Here is a 16,900-nt window from a genome sequence, read left to right on the forward strand (position 1 = left end):
TGCATGGCACTCGGTCAAGTCACCGTCGACAATCTCAATCTGGGCCAGGGTGCCGTTACAGAGATTGAGCGCTACTTCCTTTTCATCGGCCCGGCCGGCAAGAACGTCGGCCAGTTCATCCCGCTGAACACCGACAGCGACCTGGACGCCACTCTGGGGGTTCCGGCCAGCGACCTGAAAACCCAAATCACCGCCGCCCGTCTCAACGGTGGCCAGCGCTGGGCATGTGTGGCCGCTCCGATCGGCGCCGAGGGCAATTGGTCCGAGGCCCTGGAAAAAGCCCAACAGCAAGGTTTCTCCGTGGAAGCCGTGGTGATCACCAAGCCGGTGACCACCGCTGCCGAGCTGTCGACCATGCATGACGCCGCGATTGCCCTGAACAACACCTACGGTCGCCGCGTGTTTTTTATGGCGGCCGCTGTGGGCATCACTGCACAACAGACCTGGGCGCAATACGTCACCGAGCAGAAAGCCCTGGTCGCTGACCTGGCGGCGCCGCGTGTCCTGCCGGTGCCGCAACTGCACGGCAATGACCTGGGCGTGTTGGCCGGCCGCTTGGCCAACGCAGCGGTAAGCATTGCCGACAGCCCGATGCGTGTGGCTACCGGCCCAGTGCTGGGCCTCGGCCCGGTGCCGATCGATGCCGACAAAATCCCGCTGTCGTCGGCCGTGCGTAGCGAGCTGGACCGTGCGCGGTACTCCGTGTCGCAGACCTATCCGGATTACCCGGGCGTGTACTGGGGCGACGGCAACATGCTCGACACCCCGGCGAGTGACTTTCAAGTCGTTGAACACCTGCGCATCACCGACAAGGCAGCGCGCCTGATTCGTCCGCTGCTGATCCGCCGCGTGGCCGATCGCCGCTTGAACAGCACCCCCAACAGCATGGCGGTCAACACCAACCAACTGATGGCGCCGCTGCGGGCGATGGCCAAGTCCACCACGTTCAACGGCGAGGTGTTCCCCGGCGACATCGAGCCGCCGAAAGACGGTGACCTGGTGCTGAGCTGGCTGAGCAAAACCAAGGTCGCGGCCTACATCAAGCTCAAACCCCTCAACTGCCCGAAAGACCTGACGGCGAACATCGCCCTGGATCTTTCCACTGACAAAACGGAGTAACGCCCCATGGCAAAGATTGGCGGCAAGAACTTCGACGTGAGCCTGGGCGACCTGTCGCTGCACGTCGAGAACTGCACCCTGGACATCACCGACAACTCGGCGGTGGCCCAAACCCGTGGCGTGCCGGATGGCTTCGTGGATGGCGACGTGGCGGCGGCCGGCGAATTCGAGCTGGACACCACCAATTTCAACTTGCTGATCGACGCGGCGCGATCGGCTGGCAGCTTCCGTGCCCTGAAACCGTTTGACGCGGTGTTCTTCGCCAAGGCCGGCGAAGAAGAGGAACTGCGGGTCGAGGCCTTCGGTTGCAAGGTGAAGGTGTCCAGCCTGCTGGCGATCGATCCCAAGGGCGGCGAGAAGAGCAAACACAAGGTGCCGTTCGACGTCACCAGCCCAGACTTTATCCATATCAACGGCGTGCCGTACCTCGACGCTGCAGAGATCGAGGGGCTGCGCTGATGGTGGATTGGTTCGACCGCGCCCAGGAACTGGAGCAACGCCAACGTGACCAGGCGATCAAGGCCCAGCTGCAGCAGCCAAGGCCGGTCGGGCCAAGCCTGACCCATTGCCAGGACTGCGACAAAGAGATCCCGCCGGCGCGCCAGGCGCTGGGCGGCATGACCCGGTGCGTCCCGTGCCAGACGGGCCACGAAAAGAGTAATCGTTGATGACGACTGAAGCCGTACGCCTCGGATCGCTGGAACAGAAATTTGCCGTTGTCGAACACCGGTTGAGTGAGCTGGAAAGTCGGCACGAAACCGTCCCAACGCGCGTCACCAAGCTGGAGCAGGGTTTCGAACACATGGCGGGTCAGCTGTCGGAACTCAACGCCGGCCAGCAGACGCTGACCGTGGCGGTAAATGACATCGGCGCGAAGGTGGGCCGCTTACTGACCATCCTGACGCTGGTGGGGGCCGTGCTGCAAATGGCCGTGCCGGCACTCCTGCGGGTGTGGTTCCCGTGAGCCTGCGCGGCCGGATTCAAGCCGGTGCGATCGCGCTGGCCAGCGCTTCGCTGCTGACCTTCCTGGGCACCTGGGAAGGGCAGGGACAGAACACCGTTTACGCGGACAACCTGGCCCGTGGGTTGCCCACCGTGTGCAAAGGCATCACCCGACACACCAGCCCGTTTCCGGTGGTGATCGGTGACTACTGGTCGGACGCTCGATGCGCGGAGGTGGAGCAGCTGGTGATCGGCAAAAGTCAGCTGCAGCTCGCCGACTGCATCACCAACCCGAACGTGGGCCAGAACACTTTCGACGCCTTAACCAGCCACGGGCACAACGTCGGTGTGCCCAACACCTGCGCCAGTCGAGCGGTCGGGCTGATCAACGCCGGCCGCATTGCCGAGGGCTGCAAGGCTATGGCCTGGGCGCCAGATGGCAAGACGCCGGTGTGGGCTTATGTCACCGACGCCCGAGGCCGCAAGCAGTTCGTTCAAGGCCTGCACAGCCGCCGGCTGGCCGAGATGGAGTTGTGCCTGAAATGACCCTTTCCCCGTTGCGCCTGGCGCTCTGTGTGCTGCTGGCCGGCTTGCTGGTATGGGCGGCGTTTGACTGGGTGACCGACCAACGCGATGACGCCCGACGCGAGCGCGATAGCGCGCAATTCGAAGCGAATGGTCTGCGTGAAGCGGCCCGCATCAGCGGCGAAATGCTCGCCGAGCGCGACGCGATCGACCTGCAAAACACCACGGAACTGAACCATGTACGCACTGAAAACCAAGACCTGCGCCGCGCTGTTGACGCTGGCGCTGAGCGGTTGCTCATCAAAGCCGCCTGCCCAGCAGTGCCCGCCGATTCCGGCGCCAGCCGCCTGGCTGATGCAGGAACCGCCGAACTCGCAGCAGACGCTCGATCGGATTATTTCACCCTCCGCGACCAGCTCGCCCTAAGCCGGCAAATGGTTCTCGGCCTGCAGCAACACATCGTCAGGGTGTGCCAGCGATAACCGGCGCACCAGGACAACCAATTTCTTCAACCTCGACAAGAGAACTACCCCATGAGCCAACAAAACACCGAAATCACCCTGGAAGTCGGCGAGCAGGAATTCACCTTCAACCTCACCCCGGCAGACGTGACCAAGTACTTCAACGCCCTGACCCAAACCAACAAGGTCGCCCCGGGCAACAACCTGCTGATGACCACCGTCAAGCAGGAAGAAAAAGCCACCTTGAAACCGCTGCTGGCCAACCCGGTGATGGTGATGCAGCTCGCCGGCGCGCTGCTGGAGGAATACGCACCGAACGTTGAGGTGATCGTAAAAAAGCGCTCGAGCACGCTGAGCGCCTGACCGAAAACGGCCTGGGCCAGCTGATGGCCCTGACGAACCGCTGGCTACCTGGAGCCGAACCCACGCCCGAGGCGATGGGCACGGCCAAGTGGCTGGAGGATGAACACTGGAGACGCATGGAGTTTGCCGTGGCTAACGGCATCGCCCTTGCGCTGAACGGGTAACGACATTGGCAGACCGTAGCGCCAGCCTGGCTTTCATCTTGAGCCTGACCGACAAGGTCACCGCGCCCCTGGGCAAGGTGAAAATGGGTTTTTCCGACCTTGCCGAGCAGAGTGAAAAGCACATCAAGACGATGGGGCTGGGCCTGGGCGGTCTGACGGCGGCGGTAATCGGGATTCAGCAATCCATGGTGCCGGCGCTGGAGGTCAATCGTGCCCTGGGCGACGTCCGCTCTTTGGGTGTCGCTGAGGACGCACTGTCTGCGCTCAACGCCAAATCATTGGAGTTCGCCGTGAACTACGGCGAGAACGCCAAGGACTTTGTGGCGTCGGCTTACCTGATCGATGGCGCCATCAAAGGGCTGGCTGGCAACCAGCTGGCGACCTTCACCAACACCAGCAGCCTGTTGGCCAAAGTCACCAAAACCGACGCCGCCACCATGGGCGAATACGTCGGCACCCTCTACAACTTGCAGAAATCCCAAGCCGATGCGATGGGGAAGGGCGCATGGGTCGAACGACTGGGCGGCCAGACGGCGTTGGCGGTGCAGTTGTTCCGAACCAGCGGCGCCGCGATGAAAGACGCCTTCAAGGAAGCTGGCGCGATCGCGACGACGGCGGGTGTGGACCTGGCCGAACAGATGGCGGTGATCGGCACCCTCAGCAGCACCATGGAAGGTGGCGACGCGGGCGGACGCTACAAGGCGTTTTTCGAGAACATCGGCGCCGCCTCGGAAAAACTGGGCATGAAGTTCACCGACCAGCAGGGCAAGATCCTGCCGATCATGACCATCCTGGACAAACTCCAGGGCAAGTTCGGCGACCTGACCAGCGCCTCGGCCGGGGCCAAGCTGATGGAGGCCTTCGGCGGCGAAGGCGCCCAGGTAATCGGCGCATTGGCCAAGGACACCGGGCGTTTGCGCGACGGCATCGCGCAGCTGGGCAAGGTTCGCGGCCTGGAGAACGCCGAGCGAATGGCCCAGGCGATGGTCGATCCGTGGCAGCAATGGGCGTCCCTGGTCGAGGTCATGCGCGTGGTGTTCGGCCAGGTGCTGATCCCGGTGCTGTCGCCGTTCATGAACAAGATGGTCGACATCGGCAAAACGCTGGTGCGCTGGTCGCAGCTGTTCCCCAACATCACCCGCGTGATCGGCATCACCGCGCTGACCATTACGACGATCATCGCCAGCATGTCGTTACTGACCCTGACCGTGGGCATCGCGAAGATGACCTGGCTGGGCCTGTTGACGGTCTGGAAGATCCTCAACATGACCGGCCTGCGCAGTGTGGCGATGTTCATCTATCACACGGCGATGGTCATTGCGTTCGTGGCTGGACTCGCCCTGATGTACACCTGGATGGGTCTTGTGCGCGTGGCCATGCTGGTTTGGCAGGGTGCGATCTGGCTGGTGAACACCGCGCTGCTGGCCAACCCGGTGGTGTGGATCATCGTCGCCATCGTGGCCCTGGTCGCGATCGTCGTCGCGGCCATTTACTACTGGGACGAATGGACCAGCGCGCTGCTCAACAGCGAGGCGTTCCAGTGGGTCAGCGACCAGTTCCAGGTGTTGTCCAACTGGTTCAATTCCATGGGCGGCTGGTCCGGCATGGCCAAAGCCGCATGGGACAGCATTGCCGGCGTCTTCAGCCAGGCCATCAATGGCCTGATCGAGATGATCAACAGCATCCCCGGGGTGAACATCGAGGCGCGCTTCGGCGGCATGCCTGAGGTGCCCGGTGTTGACGTGGCCACCAACGCTGCCGACACCGCCAACGCCGCGCAGAAAGCCCAGCAGACCATCAACGCGGCCATTCCCAGCCTTTCCCCCACACGCCCGACAGCGGTGCCGCCCGGCGGTCTGCTGACCAGCATCCAGAACACCAGCAGCAGCCAGAACAAGGGCACCCATGTGGAGAACGTGAACATTCACACCAGCAAACCAATGACCCCGCTGGAGATTGAAAACGCGATGGCCATGGCGGTGGGCGGATGAGCGAGTACGTGGATTTGTTGATCGTCGACAACGACCTGGCGTTGGACCCTTCGAATCAGCCGCGGCTGATCGATGACCGCGCCTGCATCGCCCAAGACATCGCGCACATGATCCGCGACAGCGGGCTGTTGGTCACGCTGGTGGCCGAGCGCGATCGGCTGCGGCAACGCGACTGCATCCAGCAGATGGAGTTGCTGGTGGAGGCTGACGAACGCTTGGTGCCCGGGACTGCGCGCATCACACAACTGGAACCAGGTCAGTACCTGGTCACCGCCAAAACCCTGAAATTCGGATTGATCGAGGTAAGCCTGTGAGTGAGGTCGATTTTAAACAGGTGATCGCCGACGCCGGCATCCCGACCACCGAGGCCGGCTTGAAGGCCGCTTGGGAAAAGGAGGTCGAAGCCCAAGGCGCCAAGGTCGCCAACACCAGCAGCTATTCGCCGTTCTGGCGGGTGATGACGGCGCTGGTTACCAAGCCGGTGTTGTGGCTGCTCGATTTCCTGTGCCTGACCGTGCTGCCGAACTTCTTTGTGAAAACGGCGGTGGACGCCTGGCTGGACATGCTGGCTTGGGCGGTCAACGTCGAGCGCAAGGGCGCGACCAAGGCCCGGGGCACGTTGCTGTTTACCCGGGCGACGCCAGACGGCGTGATGGAGCTGGAAAAAGGTATCGCGGTGCAGTCCGCTGCAATCAACGGCAACGTCTACCAGCTGACCACGACGGCCGCCGCGACCTTTCAGCAGGGGCAGTTGCAGCTGGAAGTGCCGGTGGAGGCGATCGAGGCCGGCAGCGGCTACAACCTGGCGCCGGGTTACTACGCGATCCTGCCCGTTCCGGTACCGGGCATTGTCCAGGTGGCGAACAGGGACGGCTGGCTGGAGTCACCAGGTGCGGATTCGGAACCCAACGACCAACTGCGCCTGCGTGTGCGCAACCAGTTTTCGGCAGTCAACCAATGGCACACCGACGCGGTGTATCGCGCCATGATTTCCGCCTTCCCGGGTGTGCGGCCGGATGGCGTGTATTTCGAACATGGCGCGCCCCGGGGGCCGGGCAGTGCGAACGCCTATGTGCTGTTTGATGCCGGTGTGCCGGCAGACAGCTATCTGGAGCAAATCAACGCGCACATCCGTGACCAGGGCAACCACGGCCATGGCGATGACCTGCTGGCCATGGTCATGCCCGAAGTGCCGGTGGTTCTGCTGTTCAACGTCTGGCCACGGGCCAATCTGACACCTGCCCAGGTGATCGATCTGCAACATGAAGTCGAGTTGTTCGTGCGGGCCGCGTTCCGTGAAAGCACGCCCCGCGATTATCAACCGACGCTCACTTATCCGCAGTCGCGGTTCAGTTTCAGCCGTTTGACCGAGGAACTGCACGGCCAGTTTCCCGGCATCGAGTCGCTGAGGATTACCCCGATGGTGGACATCGTCAGCGCGCTGACCATTCCTCGAATCGAAAAACTGACGGTGGTGATGAAGTGATCAAGCTCAAATTGCCGTTCTGGCTGGAAGGGACCGAACTGTCGAAGCTCACTGCCGCCGCACAAGCCTGGTGGGAAACCGTCACCGGCTGGCTGCGTTGGCCGTACCTGCAAATCGACCCGGACACCTGCCACCTGGCCATCCTCGAACTGTGGGCCTGGCAGCGCGACGTCACCCGCTTCAAGGGCGAACCCGAGGCTTTGTTCCGGCTGCGGGTGAAATACGCCTTTATCAACTCCGTGGACGCCGGCAGCACTGCCGGCATGAAACGCATTTTCGAACGCTTGGGCGTGGGTTACGTCGAGATCGAGGAGCGCCAGCCCGATCGGGATTGGGACGTGGTCCTGCTCAAATTCAGCAATGCCCAACTGTCGCTGAATCCGGAGTTGCTGCGCGTGTTGATCCAGCAATACGGCCGCACGTGCCGGCGCTATGACTTCGTGACCATCACCCCCGTGGCGCTGCAAATCGCCTTGATCGACTTTAACGACGACCAGCAAACGCTGGTTGCCAGCCTGTAGGAGCGCATTGTGAGCGCCAATATCACCTTGGCCGGCGAAAGCCTGATTGCCCTGAAGCAAAGCCAGAAAAAACCGCTGATCATCAGCAAATTCATTTTCGCCAACGTGCCCGGGCTGGACCCTGTGGCGCCACTCGATCGCGCTGCCGGCAAGCCACCGGCGGAACAGATCGTCCACGTCTACAGCATTCCTGCGCAAAACGCCGGCTACGTGAACCCCAACCAGGTCGTGTACAGCGCCCAGCTGGGCTCGGATATTGGCGACTGGGATTTCAACTGGGTCGGCCTCGAGTGCGAAGAGGGCGTGCTGTTCGCGGTGTCCTCCGTGCCGTTGCAGCAGAAGCGCAAGAATATTCCGCCGCTGCAGATCGGCAACAACGTCACCCGTAACTTCTTGGTGGCGTTCGACGGTGCCCTGGCGCTGACCGGTGTCACCATCGACGCCAGCACCTGGCAGCATGACTTTACCGTGCGCCTGGCCGGCATCGATGAGCGCGCGCGGCTGAGCAATCGCAAGCTATACGGTCGTGCCTGCTTTTTCGCCGGTTCGCTGACCTTTGAGAGGGTCGGCAGTGGCTTTCAGATCCGACCAGGAGCGGCCTACATCGAAGGCATTCGGCTGGCCCTGGACGAGCCGTTCCCGGTCACGGGGGTTATTCCTGTAGGCAAAGTCTGGTTGGACGTCTGCCTGGAACGCCAGCTCAATGACCGGGTGGCCACCTGGAAAGTGGTGTACGGCGATCAGGCGGACTACACCGACACCGCCGGCGCCCATCACTACTGCGTGCCGATCGCTGACTTTATTTCCTCGAGTCAGATCGTGGATCTGCGGCCTGATGAGCCGGTCGCCGGCGCATTAATCCAGTACCTGGCGGCGCGCAATGGTGACTACGAGAACCTGCGCGCCCGGGCGACGACCAAGGAAGACGTGGACCTGGGCAATTTGCCCAACGCCAAGAGCGATGACCCGGCGACCAACAGCAGCGAAATCCTGGCCACCACCGCCGCGCTGAACAAACTGCAACAGCAGGTTGGCGATTCGATGACCGGGATGGTGTCCGCCTTCGCGATGAAAGTAGCGCCCACGGGCTGGTTGACCTGTAACGGCGCGGAGGTGTCGCGCACCAGCTTCGCCAGTCTCTTTGCCCGCATCGGTACGACATTCGGCGCCGGCGATGGCGTGAATACTTTCACCTTGCCCGATATGCGCGGCCTGTTCCCCCGGGGCTGGGACGATGGTCGCGGCCTGGATCCGAACCGGGTGTTCGGTTCGTTCGAAGACATGATGCTGCATTCCCATGCGCACACGGCGACGGCTACCGCCGTCGGTGATCACGTCCACACTGCCTGGACCGATGCCCAGGGCAACCACGTTCACAGTGCCTGGACCGATGCCCAAGGCACTCACGACCACGGTTTTCGTTTTGTTGATAACGGTGCAGGCATCTCGATAGGGGGCTCAACGGGAGGGGGCAGCGCCGTAAACCTCGAATCGCCCAATGGCCAGAACGCCGACAACCGGCCTTATCGAACGGATTACCAGGGCAACCATGCGCATAACGTCGGCATCGGCGCCGCCGGGAACCACGCGCACAACGTCGGCGTGGGCGGTGGCGGTAACCACACCCACGCTCTGACGGTCGCTGCTGCCGGCGGTACCGAAACCCGTCCGAAGAACTTGGCCCTTCTTTTCTGCATCAAGTATTGAGATCGATCATGACTGACAAACTCGTCTACCAGACGGACCACCTGGGCGTTTACATCGGCGCGGTGGAGGCCTACGAATCGCCCCTGGAGCCGGGCGTGTACCTGATTCCCGGCGGCTGTGTGGAAACCCCGCCACCGGCGATCCCGGAACACAAAGTCGCCTGGTGGAATGGCCAGGCCTGGCAACTGGTGGACTACCTCGGCGGTGTGGTGGTCTACAGCATCGACACCGGCGAGCCACGAACCCTTGAAGGGTTTGAACCACTCCCGGCTGGCTACACCCTGAAAAAGCCCGGGCCGAATCAGATCTGGCAGGACGGCGAGTGGGTCGACGATATCGACGCCGTGCTGGCCGCGCTTTATGACAACAAGCAGCAGGCGATCGGCGCCGCGTACAGCCAGTACATCGCCGGCGGCTTTAGTTCGGATGCCCTGGGCGAGGTGCACCGTTACAGCAGCGCGATTGACGACCAGGTGGATTTAAACGGTCAGGTGCTGCTGGGCATGGATGACGTTTACCCCTGCTATGACGTTGACCAGGTGAAAGCCTTTCGACCGCATACCGTCGCCCAGTTGCAGAAGGTGAGCCAGGACCTGGTGCGCTTCAAACAGGCGGCCATGCAGCACGCCGACAGCCTCAGGCAGGCCTTGGCCAACGCCTTGGACGACAAGGATCTGAAGGCCATGAAAGCCATCACCTGGACGCCGCCGGCATGACCTGGGCACCGGTGACGATGCGCTGGCCTGAACAGGCCACGCAATGGATGGGTGGCCTGTCGGCCGCCAAGGATCTGGCCGGCGGCGAGCTGGCCAGCACGGCCCAGCGCCTGGCCGGCCTTGATGGCTTGGCCAGTACCAACCCGGGGCCGGTCGGTGACGCGGCCAAAGGCGCGATCGCTACCGGCCGTGCGGCCTTGGCCGAGCAGCTGGGGCAGGCGCCGGCGTGCCTGGTGGTGACGCCGTTTCAAAGCGGCATCGGTCAGGGACGCGGCTATCAGCGTTTTCTGTCGGCGCCCAATGTCCTGGAACACCTGGCGAGGAAACTGGAGGACGTCACCGACACCGGGCGCCCGGCCGGGCCGCAATACGCGCTGTCGATTTTGTTCCTGGGCACGCGCCTGGAACAGCTGGCCAGCAGCCTGTCGCGGTTCAACGCCTTGCTACCGATCCCCGACCTGGTGCGCACCGAGCGCCGCGCCCAGCACCTGACGAAGTTGGAAACTGAAAAGTGGGAGATCCCCGGCGCCGGTCCGTTGCCGCGCTGGCAGGCGTTGCCCCTGGAGCGCTGCACGGTGGTCAAGGCCGCCAAGCAATCCATGGCCGGCCAACTGGCGGTGCTGGAGAGCTACGCGGCCGACAGCTCGCCGTTGGGTGATCTGGCCGCTTTGGCGACCCGCAAAGCCGCTCAGCAGCAGGGGCGGGATCAGCAGCTGGCTGACCTGAAAAATCTGCTGGCCGGCGGCAACCCTGACGTCAGCATGCAGGCCCGCCTGATCGGCCCCGGTAACACCAGCGAATTGCGGCGCGAGCTGTTGGCCAGCGATGCCCCGGGGCATGAGTGGGTGCTGTGCGCCGGGCTGATGCTGGTGGGCTCGAAAGCAGGGCTGAGTTTTGTGCAGGAGCTGGTCGGCCTATGACGCTGCTACTTGATGGCCACAAGGTCCAGGGCAAGAACCTCAAGGTGACCGCGAACCTGCGCATTGAAAGCGGCGACATGTCCGGCCAGACCAGCAACACCGACAAGGCCCACAAGGGCTTCAAGCCCAAGACGCTGACCGTCTCGCTGATGATTCCGTTTGTGGACAAGTCCCAGCTGGTCGACCTGATGCGCCTGGCCGAAGCGACCGCCGGCGGCGGCCAGTTGCACCTGTACCGCGTCGTCAACGACTCGGCCGAGGCCTTCGGCGTGCGCCAGGTCGAGTTTTCCGACGGCATCAGCGCCCGCGAGGACGATTCCCTGCGTGGGTGGTTGGTCCAGTTCACGCTGAGCGAACGCGAGTCGAACCCGGAAAAGGTCGAGAGCCGACGCGCCGGCAACAAGGTCAACGCCCAAGGCGCCCCGGGCAGTGCGGTCGGCGACGCCGGCGGCGGGGCGGACGCAACGAGCGACAACCCGGCGCTGAGCGGTTTTGAAAAGGTGCTGGGCCGCGTGGACAAGTGGCTGGGCGGGAGTGAGCCGACATGAAGCTGCACAAGGTATTAGCCATCAATGGCGCGCCGATCGCCCTGGTGAAGGACGACGTTCGGCTGGACGCCACCAGCCCCGGTCGGGCGACCTTCACCATCCAATCCGCGGTGCCGGTCAAAGGCCTGGTGACGCTGGACATCGGCTACAACGAAGGCACGCTGCAACGGCACTTCATTGGCTATGTCGAGCGCTGCACCGCCGCCAATGCCGTCGAGCAGGTGCTGTTCTGTCGCGAGCTAGCCGCCGTCCTGGCCAACCCGCTGCCGCTGAACCTACGTCACGTCGATTTGCGTGCCGTGCTGGCCGAGATCAGCGAGCAGACCGGCCTGCGCTTTCGCGTGCCCGATCGGCCCTACGCCAGTGTTAAGGCGCCGTTCTTCTACAGCCTGGCCGCCGGTTACCAGGCGATGGACAGTCTGGCCCGGGTGTTCAGCATTCCCGACTTCACCTGGCACCAGCTGGGCAACGGTGAAGTGTTTGCGGGCAGCTGGGCCGACAGTTTCTTCGGCGCCCGTGCGCCGCTTCAGATCCCCACGGAGCTGTTCGATGGCTACCAGGGCAACCAAAGCGCGATGGTCGCGGCCCTTCCCGGGTTGCGACCAGGTGCAACGATCAACCACGGCGAGCGCATCACCAGTGTGGCCCTTGCCGATAACCAGATGGCCATCCGATGGAAGACGCAATCCGCCGCAGCGTAGAGCGGCAATTCCCCGAACTCACCGGTGGTTATCACCTGCCGCGCTTTGCCCGGGTTGTTGCCGTGGCCGACGCCCCGGCCGGCGCCGGGATCTGCGACGACTTTCGGCCACGCTATGCCGTAGACATCGAAGTCCTCGGCCCGGACGGCGAACCCGATCCGCAGCTGCCGCAGCTCGCCGGCGTACCGTTGCCACTGCCCACCGGCGGCGAGGAAATGGGCATCTATGCCTTTCCGGAGGAAGGCACCCAAGTGGTGGTGTGCTTCGCCTACGGCCTGCCGAACAAGCCCTACATCCAGACGATCCTGCCTCACGGCCTGAGCATGCCGAAAGTGCCGAAGGGCGACCAGGTCTGGCAGCACAGCGAGGCTGCCCAGCAGCGCGTCGACGCCGACGGCAACTGGCTGCGTCAGACTGACGGCAAGATCCAGGACAAAGCGATCGAGCGCGAAGTGGAAGCCTGGAGAATCGCGAGCAGTTTCAGAGCCACACACAGACGATTGATGACCATTCGACCGAGACGGTGGGTGGGGTGAAGACGATCGAAGCCCTGGGCGCGCTCAAGCTGCTGTCGGGCGGATCCGCGAGTCTGGCGGCGGTGAACGATCTGCACCAGGCCACAGGTCGGGATCTGAACTTGGTGGTGGGGCAGAAGCATAACGTCGCCATCGGAGGCGATATGCAAGAAAAAATTCAAGGACTGAAAGAAAGCATCGTCACGGGAAGCCAGAGGTTGGTTGCGACGAAAACATGGATCGGTTCAACAGAGACCAACATTCTGACTGTTTTGTATGAACTCATCACGTTGGTTGAAACGATGAATAAGCAAATCGCGGAGCATGTACACCTATCGAGTCCCCCGCCTAGCAGCGCGGCGCTCTTCGTCGCGGACGCGGAGAGCGCTAAGCTGCTGTCAGAAAAAGTAAATGCGGTGTCGTTATAGACTCAATTGCACATCTTAGTCACCGCAGTGAGGAACGTAATGATATCTTGCGGAACCTCTTCTTTTTCCATCGCTTTAGCTACATCGTCGCGCGTTATCTTATGCGCCTCTCTGAAAGATGTTGCGCCCTGAATCATTATCTCTTTGCCTCGTGCGTCCCTTATAGACATGAGAATATCTGAGGGAGTGGTATCGTCAGGCAAAGCCAAACCATGTTTTTCTTTAAGAAATAGCGTAACAATATCTTCACTAATATTTGCAGTTCGCGCAATCGCTGGTGTACAAAGCAAGTAGTTTTCGATATGCCTTCTGCGCCATTTAAGAGCGATGAAACCTGGTGTGACAGCATCGTTAGATCTGTCTATAAGACTGGCATGAACCGTTCCGTCAGATTCTTCATCTCTATCCCTTATGCTTATCGCGTGCAATTCAGGAATATCTTGTTTTAACTGCATAAACAGTTGCTTTCTTTCCGACGCTTTTCCTGGCCAAGCCCATGTGACAAGGTTTTTTGGCCATTCTATTCCGACTCTGCTAGCCAACAGCTTTAGAAATCTCTCGTCACTTGGCCCCTCTACAATCAACATACGTTTGTGTCTAATCAAGGCATGGAGCTTCGGAGTGTGTATTGCCCCAACACCTGCTAAGATTCCTATCTTATCGGAGTCTTCCGCCAGATACTTACCTTTGCGGTCTCGCAATGCCAGCACTTTGTCGTAATCGTACGCCCGTATAAGTTCAGTAGAATGCGTAGCGAGTAGCACCTGTTTTTGCATTAATCTCGAAACGCTATCCAACTCATTGGTAAGTTGCTGCTGTAGGAGCATATGCAGATGAGCATCAGGCTCGTCTAGTAGTACGACATTGAACTCAGGCGAAAGGGCCAGTGCGTAAACACTGAGCCATTGTAGAAAACCGCTGCCTTCAACCATCAGATCTCGGGAGTTGTAGTTTGCGTGGCGCTTAAATACGCCGTCTGTCATTTTTCCTTTAAAACTCTCAACCTTGAGATAACTGTGATAGCGCTCATTAAAAGGGACAACTCTCAACTCGGTAGCGAAGATTGTCTGCATTGTTCTTTGCAGAATCTCCCAAGGATCGTTCTTTCTGAGAAAATCAAGATCGCTATTTTTGATTTTTGGACGGCCCTCTCTAAGTCTTGAACGCTCTCTTTTGTTTATTTCGTGCAAATCAAAAAGAGCATTTCGTATCACTCCGCCAGATAGCCCCTGCCCGATAAGCCGTCCACGCATAGCAGGAGTCAATCGCGTTTCTCGATCAGTTACACCTGCGAATGGAGGCAAGTACGCAATTTGAGGGACGTTTGAATCTATTGCTATTCCATCGGCGTCTTCGACTTCCTCTAGCTGAATACTAGACTCTGTCGTTTTTATAAACAGCCTATCGTTCGCAAGAGAAAGACCAATTTCAAGATAACGCTCTTCTCCGTCTGGTTTGTCCCATACGACTTTGATCTTTAATGTATAACCATCAGGTTCATCTTTTTTCTGAGATTTTAAATTGGTCCATAGATGTGCCAGAGAGGGCAAATGCATTGGGGTGAAGTCAACTATACCCATGCCGATGCCTTGATTCTTTTGACCTGCAACCCAGCTTTGTCGGCCCTTCTCAATCTCTAGAAGAGTTTTGCAAAACTGCCAAGCTGCAAGCGCTTGAAGAATCGTTGATTTGCCGGAGTTGTTTCCGCCTACAACCAGCGATAGTCCTTCTTTAAAATTAATTGTTGTATCTGTAAATTGTTTAAATCGTTTCAATTGCAGGCATTTAATATGCATTTTATTCCATTGCCAAGACTCCAGATGACTGATCATAAGCGGGTTTTATGGCATCGCGCCAGCACTGCTGAGTTAGCCTTGCCGGCACCACCAGGATTGCGCGTAGGCGCAGCCATCGATGTACTCAATGCCGCTTAGAACGAAGCCCGTCACAGCCATGCCTGCCAGGGATGCGTCGAGCAAAGGCGGAAGCGGATCAGGATCAAGCGGCATTCCCACCTCAACGCGTGCGACGTTGGATGCTCGGCCTAATTCGTGGCAGACAATAGAGTTCACCATGACGTTGCCCCGGATCGCGGGATAGCGCCGTCGCTCCTTCGCATCCAACGCGACACCACGTAAGCGCATAGGTGTGACCAGAACGTGCATTGAGCCTCCTACTCGTCAGCCCCGAGGAAAATCATGCAGCTACGAAAAAATGTGCGGAAAAAGCACTTAGCCCCCTCCCGCCGACGGGCTTTACGTCTGTTTTTTATGCAAATCCGAAAGCAGTGCAAATGATCCTGCACCCCAAGCCTACCGTGGGGCTTGGCGGGCGATGAGTCATTTCATTGTGTGCAAGGTTTTGAAAAGAAATGCAACGCAGCGGCATCTTAGAAGCGGGGGAGGATCACAGAACCGAAGCCCAGAGGCCCCGAGTTGGCAGGGATAAAAATAGAAAAATGTCGATTTGGCGTTGTTTTAGATATTGGAAAGGTTGGGATAGCGCAAATTTTTCACGGCCTGCAACCAACGACCAAAGAGGCTAGAGACCCCGTGTCTTGGGGCTGCAGGCATCTTTGGCCATTTCATGATTTAGCAGCATCGACGTGGGAAAGCCTCAAGCCTGTTTAGGCTTCTTTTTTTCCTGTTTTTCATTTCCTTCGCTCGCTACACGTTTCCGACGACCTGTGATGAATGCGGCCACCATGCTGCCGAAACCAATGGTTCCTAAGGCTCCAGCGGCAAGCTCTTTTCCGTTCATCGCCATATACACCACTGCAATAATCACCGAGAGGGCGATAAGGAAGCCGAGGAGCTGGCCAATCATGATTTCGACAACGTACCAGGTGGAAAGCTTTTCATCGATGCCGATGGCACGCTCTTCCATTTCTTGCCGATGGCTAGTTTGAGAGGTAGTCCAATCAACGATTTTGGCTGCTAGCCCTGGAACGACATCGTTGTAGTCTCTGAGCAAACTAGGGGGTGGGAGAGGGCCTTGGAATGAGGTCGCGACAATTTTTTTGCCATTGCCTTCGGGCTTCGACTCACGTTCCACAACACCCTCCCTTACATCTGGATGGGGTTTAGCGGCACTCGTTGGTGGCTTTTTTCTCGGCTGCATACTCACGTCCATGATCTGCTGCTTTGTAGAAGTCAACGCCAATGGCTTCGACATCTGCCTGTAAAGCCTCGAAATCGCTGCGTTCGAAGTCTATACCGTTGCCTTTGTAGTGGCTGTAACCACTCGTTGGGCACAGAACCAGGACGGAGCCAATGCCGGATAGTATGTTTTTGATCATACGATTCTCGCTCGCTTCCGTTGGTTGATGGGATGGGGCAAGCATTCTACGTAGTGAATGCATTAGCCACAATGGTTCGACTGCTGAAACGTTGGACCGTTCGTTCCCTTTAACGGAACACAACAGGGTCGAACGCTTTGGAGATTAGCTTCGATTGACCGGTCAAGCAACGTGTTGTCTATGACAATTCTTAATCGAAGGTATTACCACGTCGACTGCAGAAAAGAAGGTTTTTCGGGATAGGGGTAAAAAGTGGCTATTAAAGCTAACTGACAACACGGACAGGGCGCAACAGGACTCGCAGGCCTCGTAACACAAGGGTTTGAGTACCTGAGTTTTGTGTCGCCATGAAGGGTATTTATAACGGTAATATTTTATAAAACCCTTATAAATCAATGGCTTGATAGCCGCGCACAAATCCCTTTCCTGATAGCCCCAAAAATAGCGAGTGTGGCCAAAAAAAGAGGGCTGTTGGATGTGCTGGAACCCTTGATT

Annotated in this window: 21 protein-coding genes and 1 pseudogene; 18 read left to right on the plus strand and 4 right to left on the minus strand. The window is 59.5% G+C overall.

All coding sequences use genetic code 11. The features are described from left to right. Positions 1-3: 3 nt before the first annotated feature. From RHP74_RS01705 to RHP74_RS01790, 18 genes and pseudogenes are all read left to right on the plus strand, one after another. Positions 4-1,119 carry a DUF2586 domain-containing protein gene (locus tag RHP74_RS01705; protein ID WP_311097437.1) on the plus strand — a complete coding sequence of 372 codons (1,116 nt, stop codon included), beginning with the start codon at positions 4-6 and terminating at the stop codon, positions 1,117-1,119. Positions 1,120-1,125: 6 nt separating this feature from the next. Then, positions 1,126-1,578: a phage protein gene (locus tag RHP74_RS01710; protein ID WP_311097439.1), complete on the plus strand. Its 453-nt coding sequence runs from the start codon at positions 1,126-1,128 to the stop codon at positions 1,576-1,578. After that, on the plus strand, positions 1,578-1,787 hold the full coding sequence (locus RHP74_RS01715) for a TraR/DksA family transcriptional regulator (protein WP_311097441.1): 210 nt from the start codon (positions 1,578-1,580) through the stop codon (positions 1,785-1,787). The genes RHP74_RS01710 and RHP74_RS01715 overlap by 1 nt, the downstream gene beginning before the upstream one ends. Then, a complete protein-coding gene (locus RHP74_RS01720; RefSeq protein ID WP_311097443.1) occupies positions 1,787-2,083 on the plus strand; it encodes a hypothetical protein in 297 nt (98 codons plus the stop codon). The genes RHP74_RS01715 and RHP74_RS01720 overlap by 1 nt, the downstream gene beginning before the upstream one ends. Then, on the plus strand, positions 2,080-2,607 hold the full coding sequence (locus RHP74_RS01725; RefSeq protein WP_311097445.1) for a glycoside hydrolase family protein: 528 nt from the start codon (positions 2,080-2,082) through the stop codon (positions 2,605-2,607). The genes RHP74_RS01720 and RHP74_RS01725 overlap by 4 nt, the downstream gene beginning before the upstream one ends. Next, entirely contained in the window at positions 2,604-3,068 is a 465-nt protein-coding gene (locus RHP74_RS01730; protein ID WP_311097446.1) for a lysis system i-spanin subunit Rz, read from the plus strand. Before RHP74_RS01725 ends, RHP74_RS01730 begins: the two co-directional genes overlap by 4 nt. Positions 3,069-3,119: 51 nt before the next feature. Then, positions 3,120-3,410 (plus strand): putative phage tail assembly chaperone, encoded by a 291-nt coding sequence (locus tag RHP74_RS01735; RefSeq protein ID WP_085654345.1) that lies wholly within the window; start codon positions 3,120-3,122, stop codon positions 3,408-3,410. Positions 3,411-3,433: 23 nt separating this feature from the next. Further along, entirely contained in the window at positions 3,434-3,574 is a 141-nt protein-coding gene (locus RHP74_RS01740; RefSeq protein WP_039013052.1) for a DUF6890 family protein, read from the plus strand. Positions 3,575-3,579: 5 nt separating this feature from the next. After that, positions 3,580-5,565 carry a phage tail tape measure protein gene (locus RHP74_RS01745; RefSeq protein ID WP_311097451.1) on the plus strand — a complete coding sequence of 662 codons (1,986 nt, stop codon included), beginning with the start codon at positions 3,580-3,582 and terminating at the stop codon, positions 5,563-5,565. Then, complete coding sequence (locus RHP74_RS01750) at positions 5,562-5,879, plus strand: DUF2590 family protein (protein WP_217858313.1); 318 nt, start codon at positions 5,562-5,564, stop codon at positions 5,877-5,879. The genes RHP74_RS01745 and RHP74_RS01750 overlap by 4 nt, the downstream gene beginning before the upstream one ends. Next, positions 5,876-7,051 carry a baseplate J/gp47 family protein gene (locus tag RHP74_RS01755; protein ID WP_311097453.1) on the plus strand — a complete coding sequence of 392 codons (1,176 nt, stop codon included), beginning with the start codon at positions 5,876-5,878 and terminating at the stop codon, positions 7,049-7,051. The genes RHP74_RS01750 and RHP74_RS01755 overlap by 4 nt, the downstream gene beginning before the upstream one ends. Beyond that, entirely contained in the window at positions 7,048-7,572 is a 525-nt protein-coding gene (locus tag RHP74_RS01760) for a phage tail protein (RefSeq protein WP_311097455.1), read from the plus strand. The genes RHP74_RS01755 and RHP74_RS01760 overlap by 4 nt, the downstream gene beginning before the upstream one ends. A 9-nt stretch (positions 7,573-7,581) precedes the next feature. After that, positions 7,582-9,279 (plus strand): phage tail protein, encoded by a 1,698-nt coding sequence (locus RHP74_RS01765; RefSeq protein ID WP_311097457.1) that lies wholly within the window; start codon positions 7,582-7,584, stop codon positions 9,277-9,279. Between the two features lie 8 nt (positions 9,280-9,287). Further along, entirely contained in the window at positions 9,288-9,995 is a 708-nt protein-coding gene (locus RHP74_RS01770; RefSeq protein ID WP_311097459.1) for a hypothetical protein, read from the plus strand. Continuing rightward, positions 9,992-10,915 (plus strand): hypothetical protein, encoded by a 924-nt coding sequence (locus RHP74_RS01775; protein WP_311097461.1) that lies wholly within the window; start codon positions 9,992-9,994, stop codon positions 10,913-10,915. Before RHP74_RS01770 ends, RHP74_RS01775 begins: the two co-directional genes overlap by 4 nt. Further along, positions 10,912-11,463, plus strand: a complete 552-nt coding sequence (locus tag RHP74_RS01780; protein ID WP_311097463.1) for a DNA-binding protein — start codon at positions 10,912-10,914, stop codon at positions 11,461-11,463. The genes RHP74_RS01775 and RHP74_RS01780 overlap by 4 nt, the downstream gene beginning before the upstream one ends. Further along, on the plus strand, positions 11,460-12,164 hold the full coding sequence (locus tag RHP74_RS01785) for a hypothetical protein (protein WP_311097465.1): 705 nt from the start codon (positions 11,460-11,462) through the stop codon (positions 12,162-12,164). The genes RHP74_RS01780 and RHP74_RS01785 overlap by 4 nt, the downstream gene beginning before the upstream one ends. Next, positions 12,137-13,107, plus strand: a pseudogene (locus RHP74_RS01790) (hypothetical protein). Before RHP74_RS01785 ends, RHP74_RS01790 begins: the two are co-directional and overlap by 28 nt. A gap of 2 nt (positions 13,108-13,109) precedes the next feature. Here RHP74_RS01790 and RHP74_RS01795 read toward each other — a convergent pair. The 4 genes from RHP74_RS01795 to RHP74_RS01810 form a co-directional block, all read right to left on the minus strand. Then, the gene (locus RHP74_RS01795) at positions 13,110-14,939 is read right to left on the minus strand and encodes an AAA family ATPase (protein ID WP_311097467.1); all 1,830 of its coding nucleotides are present in this window, start codon (positions 14,937-14,939) and stop codon (positions 13,110-13,112) included. A gap of 36 nt (positions 14,940-14,975) precedes the next feature. Beyond that, positions 14,976-15,272 carry a hypothetical protein gene (locus RHP74_RS01800; protein ID WP_311097469.1) on the minus strand — a complete coding sequence of 99 codons (297 nt, stop codon included), beginning with the start codon at positions 15,270-15,272 and terminating at the stop codon, positions 14,976-14,978. A 451-nt stretch (positions 15,273-15,723) separates the two neighbouring features. Beyond that, complete coding sequence (locus tag RHP74_RS01805) at positions 15,724-16,161, minus strand: DUF2335 domain-containing protein (RefSeq protein WP_311097471.1); 438 nt, start codon at positions 16,159-16,161, stop codon at positions 15,724-15,726. A 28-nt stretch (positions 16,162-16,189) separates the two neighbouring features. Continuing rightward, complete coding sequence (locus RHP74_RS01810; RefSeq protein WP_018929232.1) at positions 16,190-16,405, minus strand: hypothetical protein; 216 nt, start codon at positions 16,403-16,405, stop codon at positions 16,190-16,192. Positions 16,406-16,900: the final 495 nt, after the last annotated feature.

It is taken from the genome of Pseudomonas sp. SG20052 (assembly GCF_031766055.1).
Classification (GTDB): Bacteria; Pseudomonadota; Gammaproteobacteria; order Pseudomonadales; family Pseudomonadaceae; genus Aquipseudomonas; species Aquipseudomonas mandelii.